Source organism: Marinobacter alkaliphilus (genome assembly GCF_055394375.1).
Genome location: NZ_AP043751.1, coordinates 2820702 through 2838110, shown reverse-complemented (window position 1 = coordinate 2838110; position 17409 = coordinate 2820702). Strand labels below are relative to the sequence as shown.

Here is a 17409-nt window from a genome sequence, read left to right as displayed (position 1 = left end):
CAAGGCATGAGTCGCCTTTCGCTGATTTTTCTCTCACATGGAGCGTGTTATGACAGCCATTCCCGGCGTTGAATTTGTAGACAATACCAACCAACGCACTCCTTGCGTTTTGCTGCTCGATATATCCGCTTCTATGGCTGGCGAACCCATTCGCCAATTGAACGAAGGCCTGAGAGCTTTTGCCGAAGAACTGCAAAAAGATCCCGTAGCCTCACTTCGCGTGCAGGTCATGGTGATTACCGTGGGTGGACCAGAAGATGTTCGCGTTGTGCAGCCATGGACCGATGCAGCCGACTTCACTGCTCCCTATCTCAGCGCCAACGGGCTGACTCCACTGGGCCAGGGAATGCATCGTGCACTGGAGGAGATTGCTAACCAGAAGGCGGTGTACGACGCCAATGGCATCTCCAGCACACGTCCTTGGGTAATTATGCTCTCTGACGGCTGCCCCAACGATTATGGCTGGGAATCCTACGCTGATCAGGCTCGGCTAGAAGAAGAGAACAAACGGGTAATTGTATTTCCGATCGGCACCAAGGGTGCTGACTTTGAAGCGCTCGGCAGGTTTTCAACCAAAACGCCAAAGAAACTGAAAGGCCTTCAGTTCCGGGAGCTTTTCGTGTGGTTGAGCCGAAGCATGTCGACAGTCTCTGCCAGTGTCCCCGGTGAAAGGGTCAGCTTACCGGCCACAGACTCCTGGGCCGAAATCGAGGTTTAAGGTGGCATTCCAGTATGGAGGAGCTTCTGCCATAGGCAGGAGCCACCTTGACAGGGGTAAAGCCTGCGAAGATGCCTACCACATTGTAGAGGAAGATGGTGGAATTGTTGCCTGCGTCTGCGATGGAGCCGGTTCTGCATCCCGATCAGCGGAGGGCGCCGCAAGCCTTGCCCTCAACGTTTCAATGGCGTTGAGGTCAGAGATTGGCCAACTGCACCAAGCGTCCGCTGTCCTCGCGTTGCAAGACGCAATCGAAGATACCCGCCGCCAGCTACAACGAAAAGGCCCGCTGTTCGACTTCCATTCCACACTCTGCGGCATTGCTCTGTCCAAAGACCAGTGTCTGGTCTTTCATCTCGGCGACGGCGTTGTGATGGGCGTTAATCCGGACGACTGGTCAGACTTCGTCGTCAGCGAACCGGAGAACGGCGAATTCGCAGAGACGACCTACTTTTTTACGCTGCCGGAGTGGCGGAAATCGCTGAGGGTTTTCTGCGCTCCCCGGAAGTACCGAACCTGGTTTCTCATGTCTGATGGCACAGCCAGTTTTGCCGTCAAAACTTTACCTTGGCGTCCTACCTCCAATTTCCTGGTGCCTATTCACCGTTACCTGTCCGATTTGCAAGACATAGAAGCCCGTAATCAGGCAATCCTCAGTACGCTACAGTCGCCCCAGGCAGACCGAATTACTGCCGACGACAAAACACTGGTATGGGTAAATGCGCAATACCAGTTCTAACCTCACCCTTCGTTATCCCAACGGAACCACTAATTCAGTCCGTCTTCGCAGCAAACCACTGAATCAGGGGGCTGACGGCGTAATTTTTGCTGCTCCCGGCGGAAAACTGGCCTTGAAGCTCTATCACGAGCCATCCAAAGACCCGGAGCGCCCACAGAAGATCCGACAGATGCTGTTGGCACCACCCGATGACGAAGGCATGGTCCATTTCGCCTGGCCCATAGCAAAGGTGGAGGACAACAAGGGTGAGTTCGCCGGCTACACGATGCCCTTACTCCCCTTATCAGAGTACGCCAACCTGGACCTCCTGCTGACCCGAAAAGGCCGGGAACTGGGCAAACTCCCCCAATCTCGCGAATTTCGAATCAGGGCTGCTGGGAATCTCGCCAGGCGTGTCGCCCAGCTCCACGATCAAGGCCATTTTATTATCGACCTCAAACCAGCCAACATGCTGGTTAACCGAAGGACGGCCGATATTGTGGTTGTGGATTGCGACGGCTTTGCCATCCAGGGGAAGGACAGCTTTATTCCAGGCCATCAATACACAACCGGCTATATCGCACCAGAGGCCTGGCAACAGCAAGAGAAGCCGGAAGCGCTTGGTAAAGCCCAGGATCTCTTTGCGCTTGCGGTCATTATTTTCCAACTCTTGAACGAAGGGCTTCACCCCTATCAGGGGGTACCGCGGGGTAAACAAGCCATCCCCACAGATACCCAGAGTCGTATCGGTAGCAACCTTTTTGCCTACAGCACCCCGGCAAACCCGAAGATTCAGCCCTCTCCCTGGAGTCTTCACAACGACTTCCCGGCCCCGCTCGCTTCTGCCTTCAGAAACGCGTTTCGCCCTAACGTCCAACGACCCACTGCGAAAGATTGGGTCAGCAAACTAGACCGCGCTGTAAGCAGTCTCAAACGCTGCGCCAACAATACCGATCATGGCTTCTGGGGTGACGGCTGTGTGGTCTGCCAACAAGCTTTAGTGGAAGTGAAGGTTAAACGACCAAGTCCCAGGAAACCTCCAGCAACAGCCAGGCGACGAGCTCAACAGCACCCGCCACGGGTCGCTCAGCCAACCACTCGCACCCCGCGACCGACAACAACACGCTCAGGCTCCTCGCCTCTCGCCCAGATTGTGAGCATTGGTTTCTTCGTATTGCTGGTGGTTGGCTATTTTGCCCACCTGCATAATGAAAAAAAGCTTCGGGCCGAATGGCTCGCGGAGATTGAGGCCCGCGAGCAGGCACGCCAGGAAGCCAAAGACAGACAGGAGGAACTTGAAGCCCTGAAAATGCGGAATGCCTGGCGCGAGATTGGTGACCCTGCGTCGGCAATCACCGTGCATTCGAATTTCCATGAATTACCTGTGCCAACGAATGCGTTCTCAAGGCCTGCTTCCCAACCACCGGAAGGCCCACCGCCCATTGTTCCCCATTACTCTGTAGGGGCTTTTGACAATTATCGGCAGTTGCCGATCCTCGGTTACTCCCCTCCCAACATTGCTTGGGACTACCATCGCGGCGAAGTAGCCTCGATGATTACACTGGATCCGTTGTCCGACGACTACAGTGAAGGCCATCAGCGCTACTCGATTGGGCCGAACCACCGGGTAGACGAATGGCTGGTGCATCCGGCAAGCCAGGCACTCTACACTCGCAAATGCGGGTTTCAGATGAATTGCTACCATCTGGCCAGAACGGATCAAAATGGCGAGGAACGATTGTTTAAAGTCCTCGATGTCCAGGCAAACGATGGAACCGGCTTCCGTCAGACGATTCCGCCCTGGCACTTTGCCATTGATGCCAACGACGAACACGCCGTAATTGCTGATTCTGACCGACTCCGGATCTTTGCAACGTCAGCGCCCGAAAAATCCCTTGCTGAATTGGCCTATCCGGACGACTTGCAGGACATGCGCGCCTCGGATCTTGCCATAACGCCTGACGGGGAGACCATTTTCGTGGCGCTGTCCCGATATCGTAATTTCGGTATGGAATTCGCGGCCGCCGTTCTGGAATACACTTTTAACAATGACCAGCTCGTTCTGACCACCAGGTTTGACGAAATATGGCCGGACGATGGTTCCATTCCCGCGCCGTCGGTAGTTGTCAGCGACGATGGAAAAACCCTGGTGACTGGGAGTTATCATGACCTGGATGACGACTCATCTCGCTACAAAGCAATGGGGCAAACGGTTACGGCGAAGGTCGCCAAGGCAGGCATTCACATCTGGCGGCGCGAAACGGGCACTGATGAGTGGTCAACTGCAGGCCAGTACACGCTTCCGCGCCAGGACCTGCTGAAAACACCGGATAACCCCGCGGCGTTTGGCTATTCCTTAAGCAATGTCTTCGGTGCGAGCCATCGCTTCAACCTGGGTCTTCAACTGGCTCCTGATGGCAAGACCTTGCTGAGTGGTCTCGAGTTGGAGCATACACCTCAGCATAAAACCATCGCCCGCGCCTGGATTCTGGATTTGAGTGCGCCGCAACCTGCGGTCAGTCACAGGCTTCAGAACACCATACATCGGCGGGTGACGAACATGGACGTTGACCGGATCAATCCCTTTGTAAAGCTATCCAATAACGCAGATGAGGCGATTCTGGGATCGGCCATCTTCGCTAAGGATTCATTCAACCGGAACCCGCCGGGGCTCGAATTATCCCTGACGGCTTTCCGGCTCCGGAAATAAATCGCTCCAGGCCGCCCGCAGGTAAAGAAACATCGACCAGAGCGTCAGCACAGCCGCCAGATACAACAGCCCGATCGAAACATACGCCAGTAGCTGCCCCGGTGGAAACGCCAGCAGACCAACAATCGCCACCATCTGGGCGGTGGTTTTAATCTTGCCGATATAGGAAACCGCAACACTGGCCCGGCTACCCATTTCCGCCATCCATTCCCGCAAGGCTGAGATAACAATCTCCCGGCCGATGATGATGGTCGCCGGAATAGTCATCAGCACCGCGGCATGTTCTTCAATCAATACTGCCAGTGCCACCGCCACCATCAGCTTGTCTGCTACCGGGTCCAGAAAAGCGCCAAATGGCGTGCTCTGGTCGAGCTTGCGGGCAAGGTAGCCATCGAGCCAGTCGGTGATACCCGCCAGGGCGAAGATAACGGCACTGGCCATGTAACTCCATTGCATGGGCAGATAGAAAACAACCACGAACACCGGAATCATCACGATGCGAGACATGGTCAGTACGTTGGGTAAATTCATGGACTTCCTATTCATCATGCAATGCCGCGTAGATGGATTCAGCCAGTGACTTGCTGATGCCTTGCACTTTCGTCATTTCATCCACACTGGCTTTGCGAATTTCCTGTATGCCGCCAAAGTAACGGATAAGTTCCCTGCGGCGCTTGGGCCCAACCCCTTCGATACCTTCAAGGGTGGACTGCCGACGCTTTTTGTCCCGGCGAGCGCGATGGCCGGTAATGGCAAACCGGTGGGATTCATCGCGAATATGCTGAATCAGATGCAGGGCCGGTGAATCTGCCGGTACCCGAAAGACGTCGCCGGTCATGGCATCAATCAGCTGCTCCATTCCCGCCCGGCGGGTCACACCTTTGGCGACGCCAATCAGCGGAATGTCAGAGATCCCAAGTTCTTCAAACACTTCCCGGGCAATGTTCAACTGCCCTTTACCACCATCGATAAACACCAGGCTCGGGCGCTTGCCCTCACCGCTAACCAGCCGGCGATACCGGCGTGTCAGTACCTGCCGCATTGCGGCATAGTCGTCGCCAGCGGTCACGCCTTCAATGTTGTATAGCCGGTAATCGCTCTTCAGCGGCCCATTCTCGTCGAAAACCACACAAGATGCGACGGTATTTTCCCCGTGGCTGTGGCTGACGTCGAAACACTCCATGCGTGCCGGGGTCTCTGCCAGTTCCAGCAGGTCCCTCAGGGCGAGCAATCGCCGGTACACGGTTTCTTTGCTGGCCAGGTGGGTCAGCAGAGTCTGGCGGGCATTCGTCATGGCCAGTTCCAGCCAGCGGCGGCGCTCACCACGTACATTGCCACGGATACGGGTTTCCCGATTGGCGGCCTCACTCAGGGCTTCCGCCAGCAGCGCCTCACCTTCAACCGCCACGGGCACCAGAATATCCCTTGGAATCTCCCGGCGGGTATCGCCGCCAAAATAGTATTGGCCCAGAAACGCCGCCAGCAACTCACCTTCGGACTGCTCCAGTGAAAAGCGGGGAAAATAGTCCTTGGTACCCAGAACCCGGCCACCGCGCACGATGATCACCACCACACACACCACACCGGCATCCTGGGCAATCGCAATAACATCGGCATCACCACCCTCACCGTCGACCGACTGCTGCTCCTGTACATGGCGCAGATGGTTGATCTGATCCCGGTAAGCGGCAGCTTTCTCGAATTCCAGATTCTTCGATGCCGCTTCCATGGCATTCATCAGGTCATGGATGATGGCCGGGTTCTTACCCTCCAGAAACATGCTGGCGTGGCGAATATCCTGCTGGTAGTCCTCGGGGCTGATGTACTCCACGCAAGGCGCGGTACAGCGGTTTATCTGATATTGCAGGCAGGGACGATTCCTGTTTCTAAAATAGCTTTCACTACAGGATCTTATACGAAAAACCTTCTGTAGAACATTAAGACTTTCCTTGACCGCCCCGGAGCTAGGGAACGGGCCAAACCAGGTGCCACCACCCTTCTTGGTACGCCCCCGCCGGAACGTCAGCGACGGGTAGTCACTGTGGGACGACAGATAGATATAGGGGTAGGATTTATCATCCCGAAGCAGGATGTTGTAGGGCGGCCTCAGGGATTTGATCAGGTTTTGTTCAAGCAACAGTGCTTCGGTTTCGCTGCCGGTAATAGTGACTTCGATGGAGGCAATCTTGCCCACCAGGGCCTCGGTTTTCGGGGCCAGGCCGGTTTTTCGGAAATAACTGCTGACGCGTTTCTTGAGGTTGCGGGCTTTACCCACGTAGAGCACGCCGCCGGTGTCATCGTACATACGATAAACGCCGGGGCGCTCGGTCAGTTGCTTCAGGAAGTCTTTGCTGTCAAACATCCCGACGGTATCTTCGGGTTCAGACCTTGTCGGCATCCAGCAATCCAAGCCGTACTGCCATCAGTGCCAACTCGACATCGCTGGAGATCTCGAGCTTCTCGAAAATACGATAGCGGTAACTGTTGACGGTTTTCGGGCTCAGGCAGAGCTTGTCGGAAATGTCCTGCACTTTCTGGCAATCCACCACCATCATGGCGATCTGCATCTCCCGCTCAGACAACCGCTCGAACCGGGACAGCTCCCCGTCTTCCTCACGGTCACCACCCAGCGTTTTGAGTGCCATTTTCTGGGCGATCTCCGGGCTGATGTACCGCTGGCCGGAGTGGGCCTTGCGAATAGCCCGCACCATCTCCTGAATATCAGCACCCTTGGTGATATAAGCGGTGGCACCACTCTGCATGACACGGGCGGGGTATGGGTCGTCGGCACAGGCCGTTACAACAATCACCCGAATGGAATCATCAATACGCAATATTCGCCGGGTTGCTTCGAGGCCACCAATGCCAGGCATCCGAATGTCCATCAGGACAATATCCGGGCGGTCCTTGCGCACAAACTCAATCGCATCCTCACCGGATGAGGCCTGGCCAATCGCTTCAATATCGGGATTGTCAGCCAACATGCGGGTTATACCGGAGCGCACCAGCTCGTGATCATCAACAACCAGTACCCTGATCAAATGTCACCTCGCCATCAGGTATGAAAAAAACAGACTGATTGTAACGTTTAGAAAAGCCTACGGGTAGGCACCGCAGGCAAAAGCCTGCAGACAAACCAATAAAAGCTTTCAGACTTCGGCGGAAGGGCTGCCAAGGCCAGCCGTGTTCTCGACCGGATCAAACCAGACCACCAGATCGCCCCGGCGCACGGCAGACAGCACCCGCTCCCGCTCTGCCAGTGGATTCTCGGTGTCGTTCAACCCGTGGTAACGCGTGCAGTACTCCTCAGCCAGCCCTTGCAGCTGGTCTTCGGTCAGCAACCCGGCGTCCACCACAAATTTCTCTTCCCGGGGGTCCGCTTCCGGCTGCTGCGCTGCTTCGTCACTCATAAAACCTCCAATCAGTCGCTGTATGTTACGGTTTTATAGCGACGATCAGAACCCCCGTTGTTGGAGACACATGCTATTGATCCGCATACCGGGTTCGAAAGCCGGAGGCCAGCTGCCGCATAGATACAGACTCCTGCCTGAGCGACTCACTCACCCGACGCGCATTGTCCACGTTCTCCGTCAGGGTGTCAGCGCTGGCAGACAATGAGACAGCCCGGCGGCCTACCCTGCCGATTTCCTCGTGCTGAAGGCCAATGGAACTGCGGATATGATCGCTGTGCTGCTCCAGCTCATCGAACTGGTTTTTCAGTCGCTCCAGGTGAGTTTTAAGCGCCAAGAGGTTGCTCTGGTTCAACTCCCCCGCTTCTCGCATTTCCGCCAGAAGCCCATCGACACTACCAACGCCTGTTACAAGGTCCTGCACCCACTGGCGGATGTTGCTGGTGGACTCCGCCGTCCTTCGGGACAGTGTGCGCACCTCGTCTGCCACCACTGCAAATCCCCGACCATGCTCACCGGCCCGGGCAGCTTCTATGGCGGCGTTCAGCGCCAGCAAATTGGTTTGTTCCGCAATATCGGCAATCACACCGATTACCTGTTCGATCTTGCCCGTCGAGTCATTGAGGGCGTGAATGGACTCGGAAACCCGCGCTATCACCTCAACCGTATGCTCTGCCGCCTGCTCGCTGTTCCGCAAACCGCCCTGCACTTCCACATTGGCAACCACGGCCTGCCGGACCGTGACTGCCGACAGCTCTGTGGCTTGCTCAATCTGTGATGCCTGATCAGCAATTGAAGTCATCGACGCACTGACATCACTGATCTGTTGTCCCGTTTCCTCTGAGGCACGCTGCAAGGCTTCAGCCCCCTCATCAAGCGCCGCAGAACGCTCATCCAGGCCGGCCGCTGCACGACGGATATCGCCAATGAAACCCTCAAATCGTCGCACGAGGCTTTCCAGCGCACCGGCAACGCCCGCCACTTCGTCGCGGCCGCCCACCTCCGGCGTTCGTGACAAGTCAGACTCGGCCTCCATTGCCATCAATTCCCGCTCCATGTATTGCAGCCGCAAAATGACCGAATGCCTGAGCCACAGGGTCATGGCCACGACCACCACAAGGAACGCCAGGGAGCCCCCAAGAAGAACAACTCTCTGCCCCGAGAGGAACGCCAGCAAATCGTCCGCGCCAGCTGCCACATCGTCCCGACTGGCAGCCTGTTGCTGGTTTATGGCCTCCAGCATTGGCTCCAGCGCAGGAAACAGCTGAAAATCGACCACCTGGCCTACCCGGTAGTAACTTTTCTCTTCAATACCCTTGTCCATGTCGCCCATCAGAGCCAACACCCGATCAAACTCGCCTTGATGATCGACAGCCCAGTTGCGCAAACGCTCAGCCCCTTGCACGCGCTTCCAATGGTCACGCAAAGCGGTGTCCAGATAGTCAAACTCCGTCTCGATCTCATCCCATAACAGTAACTGCGCCTTTATCTTGAAAGCCAGGTCCTGAAGCCGGCGATGATCCTGCTCAAGATCCATCAGCACCCAGGTGTCCTGAAGATTGTTGCGCATGAGATTCTCGGAGGCATCCTCGGCCTTGAGAATAATCATCCAGGAAAGAACCGCCAGGCCTGTGACGGCAATAAGAGAAAGGACAGCAAAGAACAGGATGCGGGCTCGAACGGTGGACAGCATGACAACTCCAGACGGGAAGGTACCCGTGGAGGGTATGCCTGTTTTATGACACTTTTATTTCGGATTTCGCGTCAAATACTTGATTGCGCCTTTTTGCGCACTTCAAAACCCTGTTCCAATTCACTATCATCGCCGCTTTCATAACGTTTGGATGCTAATGAACCAGAACGCCTTCCGACTGACACTGCCAATCCTGTTTGGTTATCTGCCATTGGGCATGGCCTTCGGCGTGCTGTTCGCCACGCAGCTGGACTATGCCTGGTGGGTTGCGCCCCTGATGGGTCTGGTTATTTATGCAGGGTCTGGCCAGATACTCGCTGTTAGCCTGCTGGCCGCAAGTGCCGGACTGCTGGAAGTGGCTGTGGCCATGTTCGTGCTTAACGCCAGGCACCTGTTTTATGGGCTTTCTCTTTTGGGGCAGTTCCGCGGTGCCGGTTGGCGCAAGGGCTATCTGATATTCGGTCTCACCGATGAAACCTACTCGCTGCTTACCAGCAGGCCGAGGACACCTGATCGCCAACACGAGCAAGCCATTGATTTCAGAATTACGCTGTTCAACCAGCTTTACTGGATAACGGGCTGCGCCATTGGTGCCCTGCTTGGTGAGCTGGTCGCTTTCGACAGCACCGGTATTGAGTTTGCACTGGTAGCGCTGTTCATCGTTCTGACCATTGAGCAATACAAGGCCTTGGGCAACACTTTTCCGCTCTGGGCGGGCGCACTGGCGGCGGGCTTGGCCATGTTGCTGGTACCGCCAGCCCATCAGTTGATTGCAGCGATTACCCTGGTCACAACCACCCTGCTGCTCCACTACTGGAAGCTGCACAAGCGCACAAACGGCGGTGAGGTAAGCCATGGCTGAGCAGTATTATCTGGCGGCCTTCATTGCGGTGTCTGCCGGTGCAACCTTTGCAACCCGTGTGGTGCCGTTCCTGTTTTTCGAGCGCCACACCGAGCACCCCCTGGTAAAGCATATCGGCCGCTTTCTACCGGCAGCTGTCATGGCATTGCTTGCGGTGATTTTTCTTCAGAGGTCGGCAAACTGGAACGCCAGCGCGCCAGGGTTGGACGCCTTAGTTCCAGGGTTGCTGGTGGTCATCATTCACTTGTGGCGGCGTAACGCGCTTCTCTCCATAGCCGCGGGTACTGCCGCATACATGACCATTCAGCAAGCAGGCTGGCTTACGTAGTGTCCCGTCTGGCTAGTTCCTTAACCAGACGGGATACCAGATCAGGGCGTACCTTCAACATTGGCAACCAGCCTGGAATCTTCCAGCGCCGCCGTGCGGTGCTTGACCACACCTTTATATTCCGGGCTCTCAATCATGGCCAGAAAGGCATTGATCGACGGGTAGCGCACCAGCAAGACCTGATCCCAGGACTCATCGGGCGGAGCAATCAGCGAACCTACAGAGCGGCCCGACCAGATCACTTCAGCACCAACGGTGCGAACACATTCCGCAGCTTCTTCCATATATCGCTTGTAGGCATCACGGCCTGAACAATCGTGAGCGTCATCCTGGTAAGCAGCCCGGTCGCGAAACCGTAAAAGATTCAGCATCACAACGGGCTGATCTTTGGGGGTTTCCTGCAAAACTTTGCGGAGCTCTTCCTGAGATGGATTGATGGTCGCCATGCTTGTCCCTGTTCATGAGTGTGAAAACGTTACGGAACATCGAAGCCGTGTAACGAACAGTAAACCAATTTACTGAAATTTGCACCCGTTCTGGATTAACGTCGCAGGACTCAGGATAAGCGACAGGAAAACAAAAAAACCCAGCATTTCTGCTGGGGTTTCATATTGGCGGAGAGGGAGGGATTATTCGGCCCTCTCCCCTTCGGGGTCGTCGTCGCTATGCTCCGACGTTCCTACGGCTGCTGCGCAGCCTACGGTCGAACCCGCGAGGATTCTCACCCGCCCTCACAGCCAATAAAAAACCCCAGCATTCCTGCTGGGGTTTCATATTGGCGGAGAGGGAGGGATTATTCGGCCCTTCGGGCCTCTCCCCTTCGGGGTCGTCGTCGCTATGCTCCGACGTTCCTACGGCTGCTGCGCAGCCTACGGTCGAACCCGCGAGGATTCTCACCCGCCCTCACAGCCAATAAAAAACCCCAGCATTCCTGCTGGGGTTTCATATTGGCGGAGAGGGAGGGATTCGAACCCTCGATACGCTATTAACGTATACACACTTTCCAGGCGTGCGCCTTCAGCCACTCGGCCACCTCTCCAATAAACTGTTTCAAATCAGCGATGTCGTCGCTCATTTGAGGGCGCAAACTTTAATGGTTTTGGGGGCGTTTGGCAACTGTCTCCAGCGAGATTCCTGAAAAATTTGTTTGAACGGGGATAATTGCTCATTCTTGTAGCCAGATCCTTTAACCCGGAGTGAAAAATCATGCTGATGAAGGCAGAACAATCCACGCTGCTACTTGTTGATGTTCAGGAACGCCTGATGCCCGCCATAAGCCAGGGCGCTGAAGTGGCTGATCGTTGTACCCTGCTGGCCACTATTGCAGGTCTGCTGGAGGTACCGGTGGTGGGCACGGAGCAGCTACCCGAGAAGTTGGGGCCGAATGTTGAGTCGGTGCGGGAACTGTGTGACGTCACGGTGGGCAAACATCACTTTGATGCCTGTCCGGACGGTTTGATTGATCAGCTACCGGAGGGGCGCCAGCAAATTGTCATCGGCGGCTGTGAAACCCACGTATGTATGCTGCAAACGGCGCTGAGTTTGCTGGATGCCGGCTATAAAGTATGGGTGGTAGCGGATGCCACCGGCTCCCGTAACGACTTCGACCGGGATGTCGCACTTGACCGCCTGCACCAGAGTGGCGCCCGGATTGTCACCACCGAGATGGTGGCCTTCGAGTGGATGGTACATTGCAAGCACCCCCGTTTCCGGGATATTCAGGCGCTGATCAAATAACCGAAACAATGAGGTGTTCATGCTGAATATGGATTTCGCCCAACGGGTGGTGATTCGTACCGCCGAGCAACCCTGGGTTGCCAGCCCCGCCGCCGGGGTTGAACGTAAACCCCTGGCCCGGGCGGAAGCCGAACGGGGACACGCCACCAGCGTGGTTCGTTATCTTCCGGGCTCGGCCTTTGCCCGTCATGAACACCCGCTGGGCGAAGAGATACTGGTTTTGGATGGTGTATTCTCTGACGAAACCGGCCACTACCCGGCAGGCACTTACTTGCGTAATCCGCCTGGTAGCGGGCATGCACCCTTCAGTAAACAAGGCTGTACGTTATTGGTGAAGCTACACCAGTTTGATCAACGGGATACGGCCACGGTTCGTGTCGATACCAACACCGCAGAATGGTTGCCTGGCATTGGCGGACTTCAGGTAATGCCGCTGCATGAGTTCGAGCATGAGCATGTGGCACTGGTTAAATGGCCAGCCAATGAAGTATTTCAACCCCATCGGCATTTTGGTGGCGAGGAAATCTTTGTACTTAGCGGAGAGTTCTGCGATGAGCATGGCCGTTATCCCGAGGGAACCTGGTTACGTAGCCCACACCTGAGCCAGCATCACCCGTTTGTTGACCAGGAAACGGTCATCTGGGTGAAGACCGGTCACCTCCCTCTGGTTTGATTTAACCAAAAACGGCCCCTCGAGAGGGGCCGAAATAGAGCACTATCCCGACTACAACATCATCAGACACCACCTGGCTAAGAGGCGAGATTGGTGCGCCAACCGGGTTGGCCAAACTCATCACTGCCGAATCGTTCGTGGCCATTACCAATAGCCATCCCTTCACCAGCCGGCACTTCGAATACATGGTAGGCCTCTGGTCCGAAGGGATCGAGGGCGGTATCCAGGTACTCATAGGCATCTGGCACCGGCTCGCCGGACATGGCAACCCTGAATTGCCGTTCCACCATCGGGACCGTAACACTCAGAGGCTGCTGCACCCAGAGAAAAACAGCCTTCTGGGCGACCAGATACTCGCACCGAACCACCTTGCATCCCTCTCGCAGGGTCAACGTGGTCGGCTCTTTTCCAGGCTCAAGACGGAACTTGTGAATGGTTTTCATGGCGATACTCCTTCAGAGGTTGCCAGACACAATTCCACTATGCACCGCCAGAGACTTCGAGAAAATAAGATTTATTGAGCAGGAATCATCGATATTATCGAGGCTGATCAAAGCCGCTACAGATTGCCCGCACACCTTCATGGGCAACCTTCCGGCTTCGGGTGATGGCGTAGAGTTGATCGGTTACCGCTTTGACAGGAGCAATCTCCTCCACCTGATATTGGCGGCACACTTCCTCCTTTATCGCCGTTGGCGCCGCAAATACGCCCAACCCTTCCCGTCCGAACACCTTGATTAACGCGCTGTCGTCTACCCTGGCCACCAGGTCCATCCTGACATTGCTGATGGTCAGCCAGTTCATCAACTTCTGAAAATACGGCGCATCCGTGGCGTTGGCCAGCAAGGGCTGATGATTGAGAGAGGCCGGAAAGTCGTCCCGAAGCCGCCCAGCCATCTCCGGGGCGGCAAACAAACTGATGGTAGACGATGTCAGGGGATGAACCGCGAAGCGATCTGTGACCGCTTCGGTCTGAGGCATACGGTCTGTCAGCACGACGTCGAGTTCTTTGCGTTTGAGACTGAGCAGCAAATCTTCCGCGCGACCTGTCCGGCAATCCAGGTTGACTCGCCTGTTCAGCTTCAGAGCCGGCTGCAACAACTGAAAAGCAATCAGCTTATGAATTGACGCCGAAACGCCGGCCGCTAATCTCAGAGGGCGATCAGCGGGGGCCAGGCGCAAGGTTTCAGACAGCTCCCCAGTCAGTGCAAAAATGTCGTTGGCGTAGGACTGAACCAATTGCCCCAGTTCAGTCAGGACCAGACGCCGCCTTTCCCGGCTGAACAACTGCCCTCCGACTGATTCCTCGAACGTGGCAAGCTGGCCACTCAGGGTTTGCGGCGCAAGATCGAGCAGCTCGCTGGCTTTGGCAATCGAGCCCTCACGGCTGATGACCCAGAAATAATAGAGGTGCCTGAGATTGAGCTGATCCATGGCGTAAACCTAGTTTGTGGTGGCTCTTCGTGACCGCAGCAACCAAACCGACATCAACACACTGTGCAGCACCAATAATGGTACCGCCACCAGTAGCAGGCTTGCCCAGCCAACCGAAGCCAGTACAGCGCCAGCACTCAAGGCCGCTGTCGCCTGAGCCGTGAACACCATCATGTCATTCAGGCCCTGCACACGGAAACGCTCAGACTGCTGGTAACCCTGGGGCAATAGGGTTGTCCCGCCAACGAACAGGAAATTCCAACCCACGCCCAGCAGCAGTAACGCCCACAAATAATGATGAAAGCTGATACCGCTGGCCGCCAGCAGAATGCACGCCAGGTAGGCCAATAATCCCGCCGCCATCATCAAGGGGATGCCGACAACACGGGTCAGCCAACCAGAAATAAGAGACGGAAGATACATGGCCATAATGTGTAACTGAATAACCCGCTTGGCATCATCCAGATCATGCCCGGCCATTTCGGTCATGCTCAAGGGGGTTGCAGTCATGATAAAGCTCATCACCGCATAGCCGATGGCGGCGCCGCTGATAGCCGTCCACACCAGCGGATTTGCCAGTATCTCCCTGAGCGGGCGACCCCCGCCAACCACGGTTTCCGGGACCCGCTCTGCCTTGGCGCGATACCCAAACGCAAGAATGATAAACGCCAGGGCCTGAACAACGGCCAACCCGACCCAACTGTAAAGGAACGGGAAGGATTCAGATTTCCCACTGCCCAGGCTAGCTACTTCAGGCCCCAACCAGGCCGCAACCAGGCCTCCCAGCAGCACTCTTGCAGCTGCCGAGCCGGCTATGTCCGGCGCTACCGACTCCATCGCCGCAAAGCGATACTGGTGCACCACGGCCAGGCCCGAACCGCCCAGAACGGCAGCAAGGCACATCAGGGTAAAGTGCGATTGCCAGGAAGCGTACGCACCCAGCAAACCGGCGAGAATGCCTGCAAGTGCGCCGAAAAGCATCACCTGTTTGCGCCCTATCCGCTCCATCAACCATGTCGCCGGCTTTATGGCCAGAACCGTGCCGACCACTACCAGCCCGACCGGCAAGGTTGCCAACTCTGGCGCAGGCGCCAGCAGTCGTCCCTGAATAGAGCCAATAAATACGATAAAAGGCGCGGTGCACATGGCCAGCGCCTGGGCCGCCACCAGCACCCAGACATTCAACGGCATGAATTATTTCTTCCTGTAGATAATGCCGGGATGGCATTGAACCATTTCGTACAGATCAGGCAGGCCGTTCAGGGATTCAGAGGCACCCAGAATCAGGTAGCCGCCCGGATTCAGCGCCCCGTGCATGCGGGTAAGAATGTCCTTTTTGAGGTCTGCGGAAAAATAGATCAGCACGTTCCGGCACATGATGATATCGAATTTGCCGAGCATATACCGCTCAAGCAAGTTGAGTTCTTTGAACTCAACCATGGCCTTGATCTGCGGTTTGATCTGCCACCCGCCGTTAGGTGATGGCGTAAAAAACTGCTTCTGCCGCTCCGGGGAAAGCCCGCGACCTATCGCAATCATCTCATATTCACCCCGCCGGGCCACTTCCAGCACGCTTTTGGAAATATCGGTCGCGGTGATCTTTACGTCACGCAGCTTGCCGGGGCGAATGCGCCGGAATTCGTCCACCACCATGCCTACCGAGTAGGGCTCCTGCCCGGTTGAGCAGGCGGCAGACCAGACACGAAGCGGTTGGAGCGAATTGCGCTCGGCGAACTCCGGCAACAGCTTGTCCTGAAGAATACGGAATGGGTGGTTGTCCCGAAACCAGAGGGTCTCGTTGGTGGTCATGGCATCGATAACCAGCTCACGCAGGCCGCTGCGCCCCACCCGCTTCAAGCGATCGAGAAGCTCACCCAGTGAATTCAGGTTGTTCTCCTCAAGAATCCTGCGTAGACGGCTCTTCACCAGGTACTGCTTGTTGTCACCCAACAGAATGCCACAAGCGTCCTGCAGGAATGTCTTGAAGGCTTCGTATTCCTGAGGCGTAATTTCCGCTTTCATTGGATCTCTATCGTGGGTAAGTCCATGAGCCGAGGCATCAATTCTGGTCAATAATTTCCATCACGCGCTCGGCAAGCTCATCCGGGCTGAATTTCGCCATAAAATCATCGGCACCGACCTTCTGAACCATCGCCCGGTTAAAGACGCCACTCAGGGATGTATGGAGCATCACATACATGCCGCTGAGCGCCGGATTCTCTTTGATTCTGGTAACGAGGGTGTAACCGTCCATCTCCGGCATTTCCACATCGGAAATGATCAACGATAAGTGGTCTCGGGCAGTGGAACCATCCCCCGTAATCTCCTTGAGGTAGTTCAACGCCTGTTTACCGTCATTCTTGGTGACCACTTCCATTCCGATCGCGGTCAGGCAGCGCTCGATCTGGCGCCTCGCCACAGACGAATCATCAACAACCAGTACCGGCAAATGCCCGGGCACACGCTCGGCGCTGCGAGTTTTCAGCTCTTCGGTGACATCTTCCCTGAGCGGAGAAACTTCTGCAAGAATCTTTTCTACATCTATGATTTCTACAAGTTTGTCTTCAATTTTGGTGACCGCCGTCAAGTACACATCCTTGCCAGCCCCCTTGGGTGGCGGGAGGATATCTTCCCAGTTCATATTCATGATCCGGTCGACACCAGTCACCAGAAAGCCCTGAGTTTTACGGTTGTACTCGGTAATGATGACAAAGCTTGTTGCCAGCTCTTCCTGTGGAATGCCTGCCATGCCAATGGCCATGCTCAGGTCGATGATGGGGATGGTCTCGCCACGGATATGGGACACGCCCCGAACCACCTGGCGGCTGTTAGGAATCGATGACAATTTCGGGCATTGAAGGACCTCCTTCACCTTAAAAACGTTGATCCCGTATAGCTGCCGCCCCCGCAAACGGAACAACAACAGCTCAAGCCGGTTCTGACCAACCAGCTGCGTACGCTGGTTAACGCTGTCCAACACCCCTGCCATAACTTTCTACTCCCGGCATGCCAACGATCGGCACAGAATTTGCTCAGTTATTATTAAACAACTTGCTTACGCGAACCCGGACCAAAACATTGACGCCCGGTGTCCAATCAGGGTTAACGGCCCCAGCGCCATTTTCC

At 55.8% G+C, this 17409-nt stretch carries 18 protein-coding genes, 1 tRNA gene and 1 other RNA gene; 7 read left to right on the top strand and 13 right to left on the bottom strand.

Going from position 1 to position 17409, the window contains the following annotated elements; all coding sequences use genetic code 11:
• Window positions 1-49: 49 nt before the first annotated feature.
• The 3 genes from ACZ5Q2_RS12970 to ACZ5Q2_RS12960 all read left to right on the top strand — a co-directional run bounded on the left by ACZ5Q2_RS12970 (window position 50) and on the right by ACZ5Q2_RS12960 (window position 4146).
• Entirely contained in the window at window positions 50-718 is a 669-nt protein-coding gene (locus ACZ5Q2_RS12970) for a vWA domain-containing protein (RefSeq protein WP_374786568.1), read from the top strand.
• Complete coding sequence (locus ACZ5Q2_RS12965; RefSeq protein WP_374786567.1) at window positions 657-1457, top strand: PP2C family serine/threonine-protein phosphatase; 801 nt, start codon at window positions 657-659, stop codon at window positions 1455-1457. The genes ACZ5Q2_RS12970 and ACZ5Q2_RS12965 overlap by 62 nt, the downstream gene beginning before the upstream one ends.
• Before the next feature lie 199 nt (window positions 1458-1656).
• The gene (locus tag ACZ5Q2_RS12960) at window positions 1657-4146 is read left to right on the top strand and encodes a protein kinase domain-containing protein (protein ID WP_464597162.1); all 2490 of its coding nucleotides are present in this window, start codon (window positions 1657-1659) and stop codon (window positions 4144-4146) included.
• On the opposite strand, the gene pgsA is transcribed toward ACZ5Q2_RS12960, so the two are convergent.
• The 5 genes from pgsA to ACZ5Q2_RS12935 form a co-directional block, all read right to left on the bottom strand.
• Window positions 4114-4677, bottom strand: coding sequence for a CDP-diacylglycerol--glycerol-3-phosphate 3-phosphatidyltransferase (gene pgsA / locus ACZ5Q2_RS12955; RefSeq protein WP_061332209.1), 564 nt, complete (start codon window positions 4675-4677; stop codon window positions 4114-4116). The genes ACZ5Q2_RS12960 and pgsA overlap by 33 nt on opposite strands.
• A gap of 7 nt (window positions 4678-4684) precedes the next feature.
• Window positions 4685-6544 (bottom strand): excinuclease ABC subunit UvrC, encoded by a 1860-nt coding sequence (gene uvrC / locus ACZ5Q2_RS12950; protein ID WP_061332208.1) that lies wholly within the window; start codon window positions 6542-6544, stop codon window positions 4685-4687.
• A complete protein-coding gene (gene uvrY, locus ACZ5Q2_RS12945; protein WP_058091151.1) occupies window positions 6528-7187 on the bottom strand; it encodes a UvrY/SirA/GacA family response regulator transcription factor in 660 nt (219 codons plus the stop codon). Before uvrY ends, uvrC begins: the two co-directional genes overlap by 17 nt.
• A 108-nt stretch (window positions 7188-7295) precedes the next feature.
• Window positions 7296-7556, bottom strand: coding sequence for a hypothetical protein (locus ACZ5Q2_RS12940; RefSeq protein ID WP_058091152.1), 261 nt, complete (start codon window positions 7554-7556; stop codon window positions 7296-7298).
• Between the two features lie 73 nt (window positions 7557-7629).
• Entirely contained in the window at window positions 7630-9249 is a 1620-nt protein-coding gene (locus ACZ5Q2_RS12935; protein WP_061332207.1) for a methyl-accepting chemotaxis protein, read from the bottom strand.
• A gap of 157 nt (window positions 9250-9406) precedes the next feature.
• Between ACZ5Q2_RS12935 and ACZ5Q2_RS12930 the strand changes: the two genes are divergently transcribed.
• Together ACZ5Q2_RS12930 and ACZ5Q2_RS12925 are read left to right on the top strand one after the other, a co-directional pair.
• The gene (locus ACZ5Q2_RS12930) at window positions 9407-10111 is read left to right on the top strand and encodes an AzlC family ABC transporter permease (RefSeq protein ID WP_061332206.1); all 705 of its coding nucleotides are present in this window, start codon (window positions 9407-9409) and stop codon (window positions 10109-10111) included.
• Window positions 10104-10439: a branched-chain amino acid transporter permease gene (locus ACZ5Q2_RS12925; RefSeq protein ID WP_061332205.1), complete on the top strand. Its 336-nt coding sequence runs from the start codon at window positions 10104-10106 to the stop codon at window positions 10437-10439. The genes ACZ5Q2_RS12930 and ACZ5Q2_RS12925 overlap by 8 nt, the downstream gene beginning before the upstream one ends.
• 41 nt (window positions 10440-10480) lie before the next feature.
• Here the strand turns inward: ACZ5Q2_RS12925 and ACZ5Q2_RS12920 are convergent, their stop codons facing one another.
• From ACZ5Q2_RS12920 to ACZ5Q2_RS12910, 3 genes are all read right to left on the bottom strand, one after another.
• On the bottom strand, window positions 10481-10885 hold the full coding sequence (locus ACZ5Q2_RS12920; RefSeq protein WP_058091156.1) for a DUF1330 domain-containing protein: 405 nt from the start codon (window positions 10883-10885) through the stop codon (window positions 10481-10483).
• A gap of 330 nt (window positions 10886-11215) precedes the next feature.
• Window positions 11216-11356, bottom strand: a non-coding RNA gene (locus ACZ5Q2_RS12915) — RtT sRNA.
• 31 nt (window positions 11357-11387) lie between these two features.
• Window positions 11388-11478, bottom strand: a tRNA-Ser gene (locus ACZ5Q2_RS12910).
• Window positions 11479-11645: 167 nt separating this feature from the next.
• On the opposite strand from ACZ5Q2_RS12910, the gene ACZ5Q2_RS12905 reads away from it, so the two are divergent.
• Both ACZ5Q2_RS12905 and ACZ5Q2_RS12900 read left to right on the top strand, forming a co-directional pair.
• Window positions 11646-12176, top strand: coding sequence for an isochorismatase family protein (locus ACZ5Q2_RS12905; RefSeq protein ID WP_106695857.1), 531 nt, complete (start codon window positions 11646-11648; stop codon window positions 12174-12176).
• A gap of 19 nt (window positions 12177-12195) precedes the next feature.
• Window positions 12196-12849, top strand: coding sequence for a cupin domain-containing protein (locus tag ACZ5Q2_RS12900; RefSeq protein WP_432210029.1), 654 nt, complete (start codon window positions 12196-12198; stop codon window positions 12847-12849).
• Window positions 12850-12926: 77 nt separating this feature from the next.
• On the opposite strand, the gene ACZ5Q2_RS12895 is transcribed toward ACZ5Q2_RS12900, so the two are convergent.
• From ACZ5Q2_RS12895 to ACZ5Q2_RS12875, 5 genes are all read right to left on the bottom strand, one after another.
• A complete protein-coding gene (locus ACZ5Q2_RS12895; RefSeq protein WP_061332202.1) occupies window positions 12927-13292 on the bottom strand; it encodes a DUF7352 domain-containing protein in 366 nt (121 codons plus the stop codon).
• A gap of 94 nt (window positions 13293-13386) precedes the next feature.
• Entirely contained in the window at window positions 13387-14283 is an 897-nt protein-coding gene (locus tag ACZ5Q2_RS12890; RefSeq protein WP_061332201.1) for a LysR family transcriptional regulator, read from the bottom strand.
• Window positions 14284-14292: 9 nt separating this feature from the next.
• Window positions 14293-15474, bottom strand: coding sequence for an MFS transporter (locus tag ACZ5Q2_RS12885; RefSeq protein ID WP_061332200.1), 1182 nt, complete (start codon window positions 15472-15474; stop codon window positions 14293-14295).
• Between the two features lie 3 nt (window positions 15475-15477).
• Window positions 15478-16305, bottom strand: coding sequence for a CheR family methyltransferase (locus tag ACZ5Q2_RS12880; protein WP_061332199.1), 828 nt, complete (start codon window positions 16303-16305; stop codon window positions 15478-15480).
• Between the two features lie 37 nt (window positions 16306-16342).
• The gene (locus ACZ5Q2_RS12875) at window positions 16343-17272 is read right to left on the bottom strand and encodes a chemotaxis protein CheV (protein ID WP_061332198.1); all 930 of its coding nucleotides are present in this window, start codon (window positions 17270-17272) and stop codon (window positions 16343-16345) included.
• Window positions 17273-17409: the final 137 nt, after the last annotated feature.

Excerpts from the sequence above, each read along its gene's own strand:
- ACZ5Q2_RS12935 (WP_061332207.1), bottom strand. The coding sequence starts at position 9,249 with ATGCTGTCCACCGTTCGAGCCCGCATCCTGTTCTTTGCTGTCCTTTCT.
- ACZ5Q2_RS12970 (WP_374786568.1), top strand. The coding sequence starts at position 50 with ATGACAGCCATTCCCGGCGTTGAATTTGTAGACAATACCAACCAACGC.
- ACZ5Q2_RS12890 (WP_061332201.1), bottom strand. The coding sequence starts at position 14,283 with ATGGATCAGCTCAATCTCAGGCACCTCTATTATTTCTGGGTCATCAGC.
- uvrC (WP_061332208.1), bottom strand. The coding sequence starts at position 6,544 with ATGCCGACAAGGTCTGAACCCGAAGATACCGTCGGGATGTTTGACAGC.
- ACZ5Q2_RS12925 (WP_061332205.1), top strand. The coding sequence starts at position 10,104 with ATGGCTGAGCAGTATTATCTGGCGGCCTTCATTGCGGTGTCTGCCGGT.
- pgsA (WP_061332209.1), bottom strand. The coding sequence starts at position 4,677 with ATGAATTTACCCAACGTACTGACCATGTCTCGCATCGTGATGATTCCG.
- ACZ5Q2_RS12885 (WP_061332200.1), bottom strand. The coding sequence starts at position 15,474 with ATGCCGTTGAATGTCTGGGTGCTGGTGGCGGCCCAGGCGCTGGCCATG.
- ACZ5Q2_RS12880 (WP_061332199.1), bottom strand. The coding sequence starts at position 16,305 with ATGAAAGCGGAAATTACGCCTCAGGAATACGAAGCCTTCAAGACATTC.
- ACZ5Q2_RS12920 (WP_058091156.1), bottom strand. The coding sequence starts at position 10,885 with ATGGCGACCATCAATCCATCTCAGGAAGAGCTCCGCAAAGTTTTGCAG.
- ACZ5Q2_RS12900 (WP_432210029.1), top strand. The coding sequence starts at position 12,196 with ATGCTGAATATGGATTTCGCCCAACGGGTGGTGATTCGTACCGCCGAG.
- ACZ5Q2_RS12905 (WP_106695857.1), top strand. The coding sequence starts at position 11,646 with ATGCTGATGAAGGCAGAACAATCCACGCTGCTACTTGTTGATGTTCAG.
- ACZ5Q2_RS12895 (WP_061332202.1), bottom strand. The coding sequence starts at position 13,292 with ATGAAAACCATTCACAAGTTCCGTCTTGAGCCTGGAAAAGAGCCGACC.
- ACZ5Q2_RS12960 (WP_464597162.1), top strand. The coding sequence starts at position 1,657 with ATGGTCCATTTCGCCTGGCCCATAGCAAAGGTGGAGGACAACAAGGGT.
- ACZ5Q2_RS12875 (WP_061332198.1), bottom strand. The coding sequence starts at position 17,272 with ATGGCAGGGGTGTTGGACAGCGTTAACCAGCGTACGCAGCTGGTTGGT.
- ACZ5Q2_RS12930 (WP_061332206.1), top strand. The coding sequence starts at position 9,407 with ATGAACCAGAACGCCTTCCGACTGACACTGCCAATCCTGTTTGGTTAT.
- ACZ5Q2_RS12940 (WP_058091152.1), bottom strand. The coding sequence starts at position 7,556 with ATGAGTGACGAAGCAGCGCAGCAGCCGGAAGCGGACCCCCGGGAAGAG.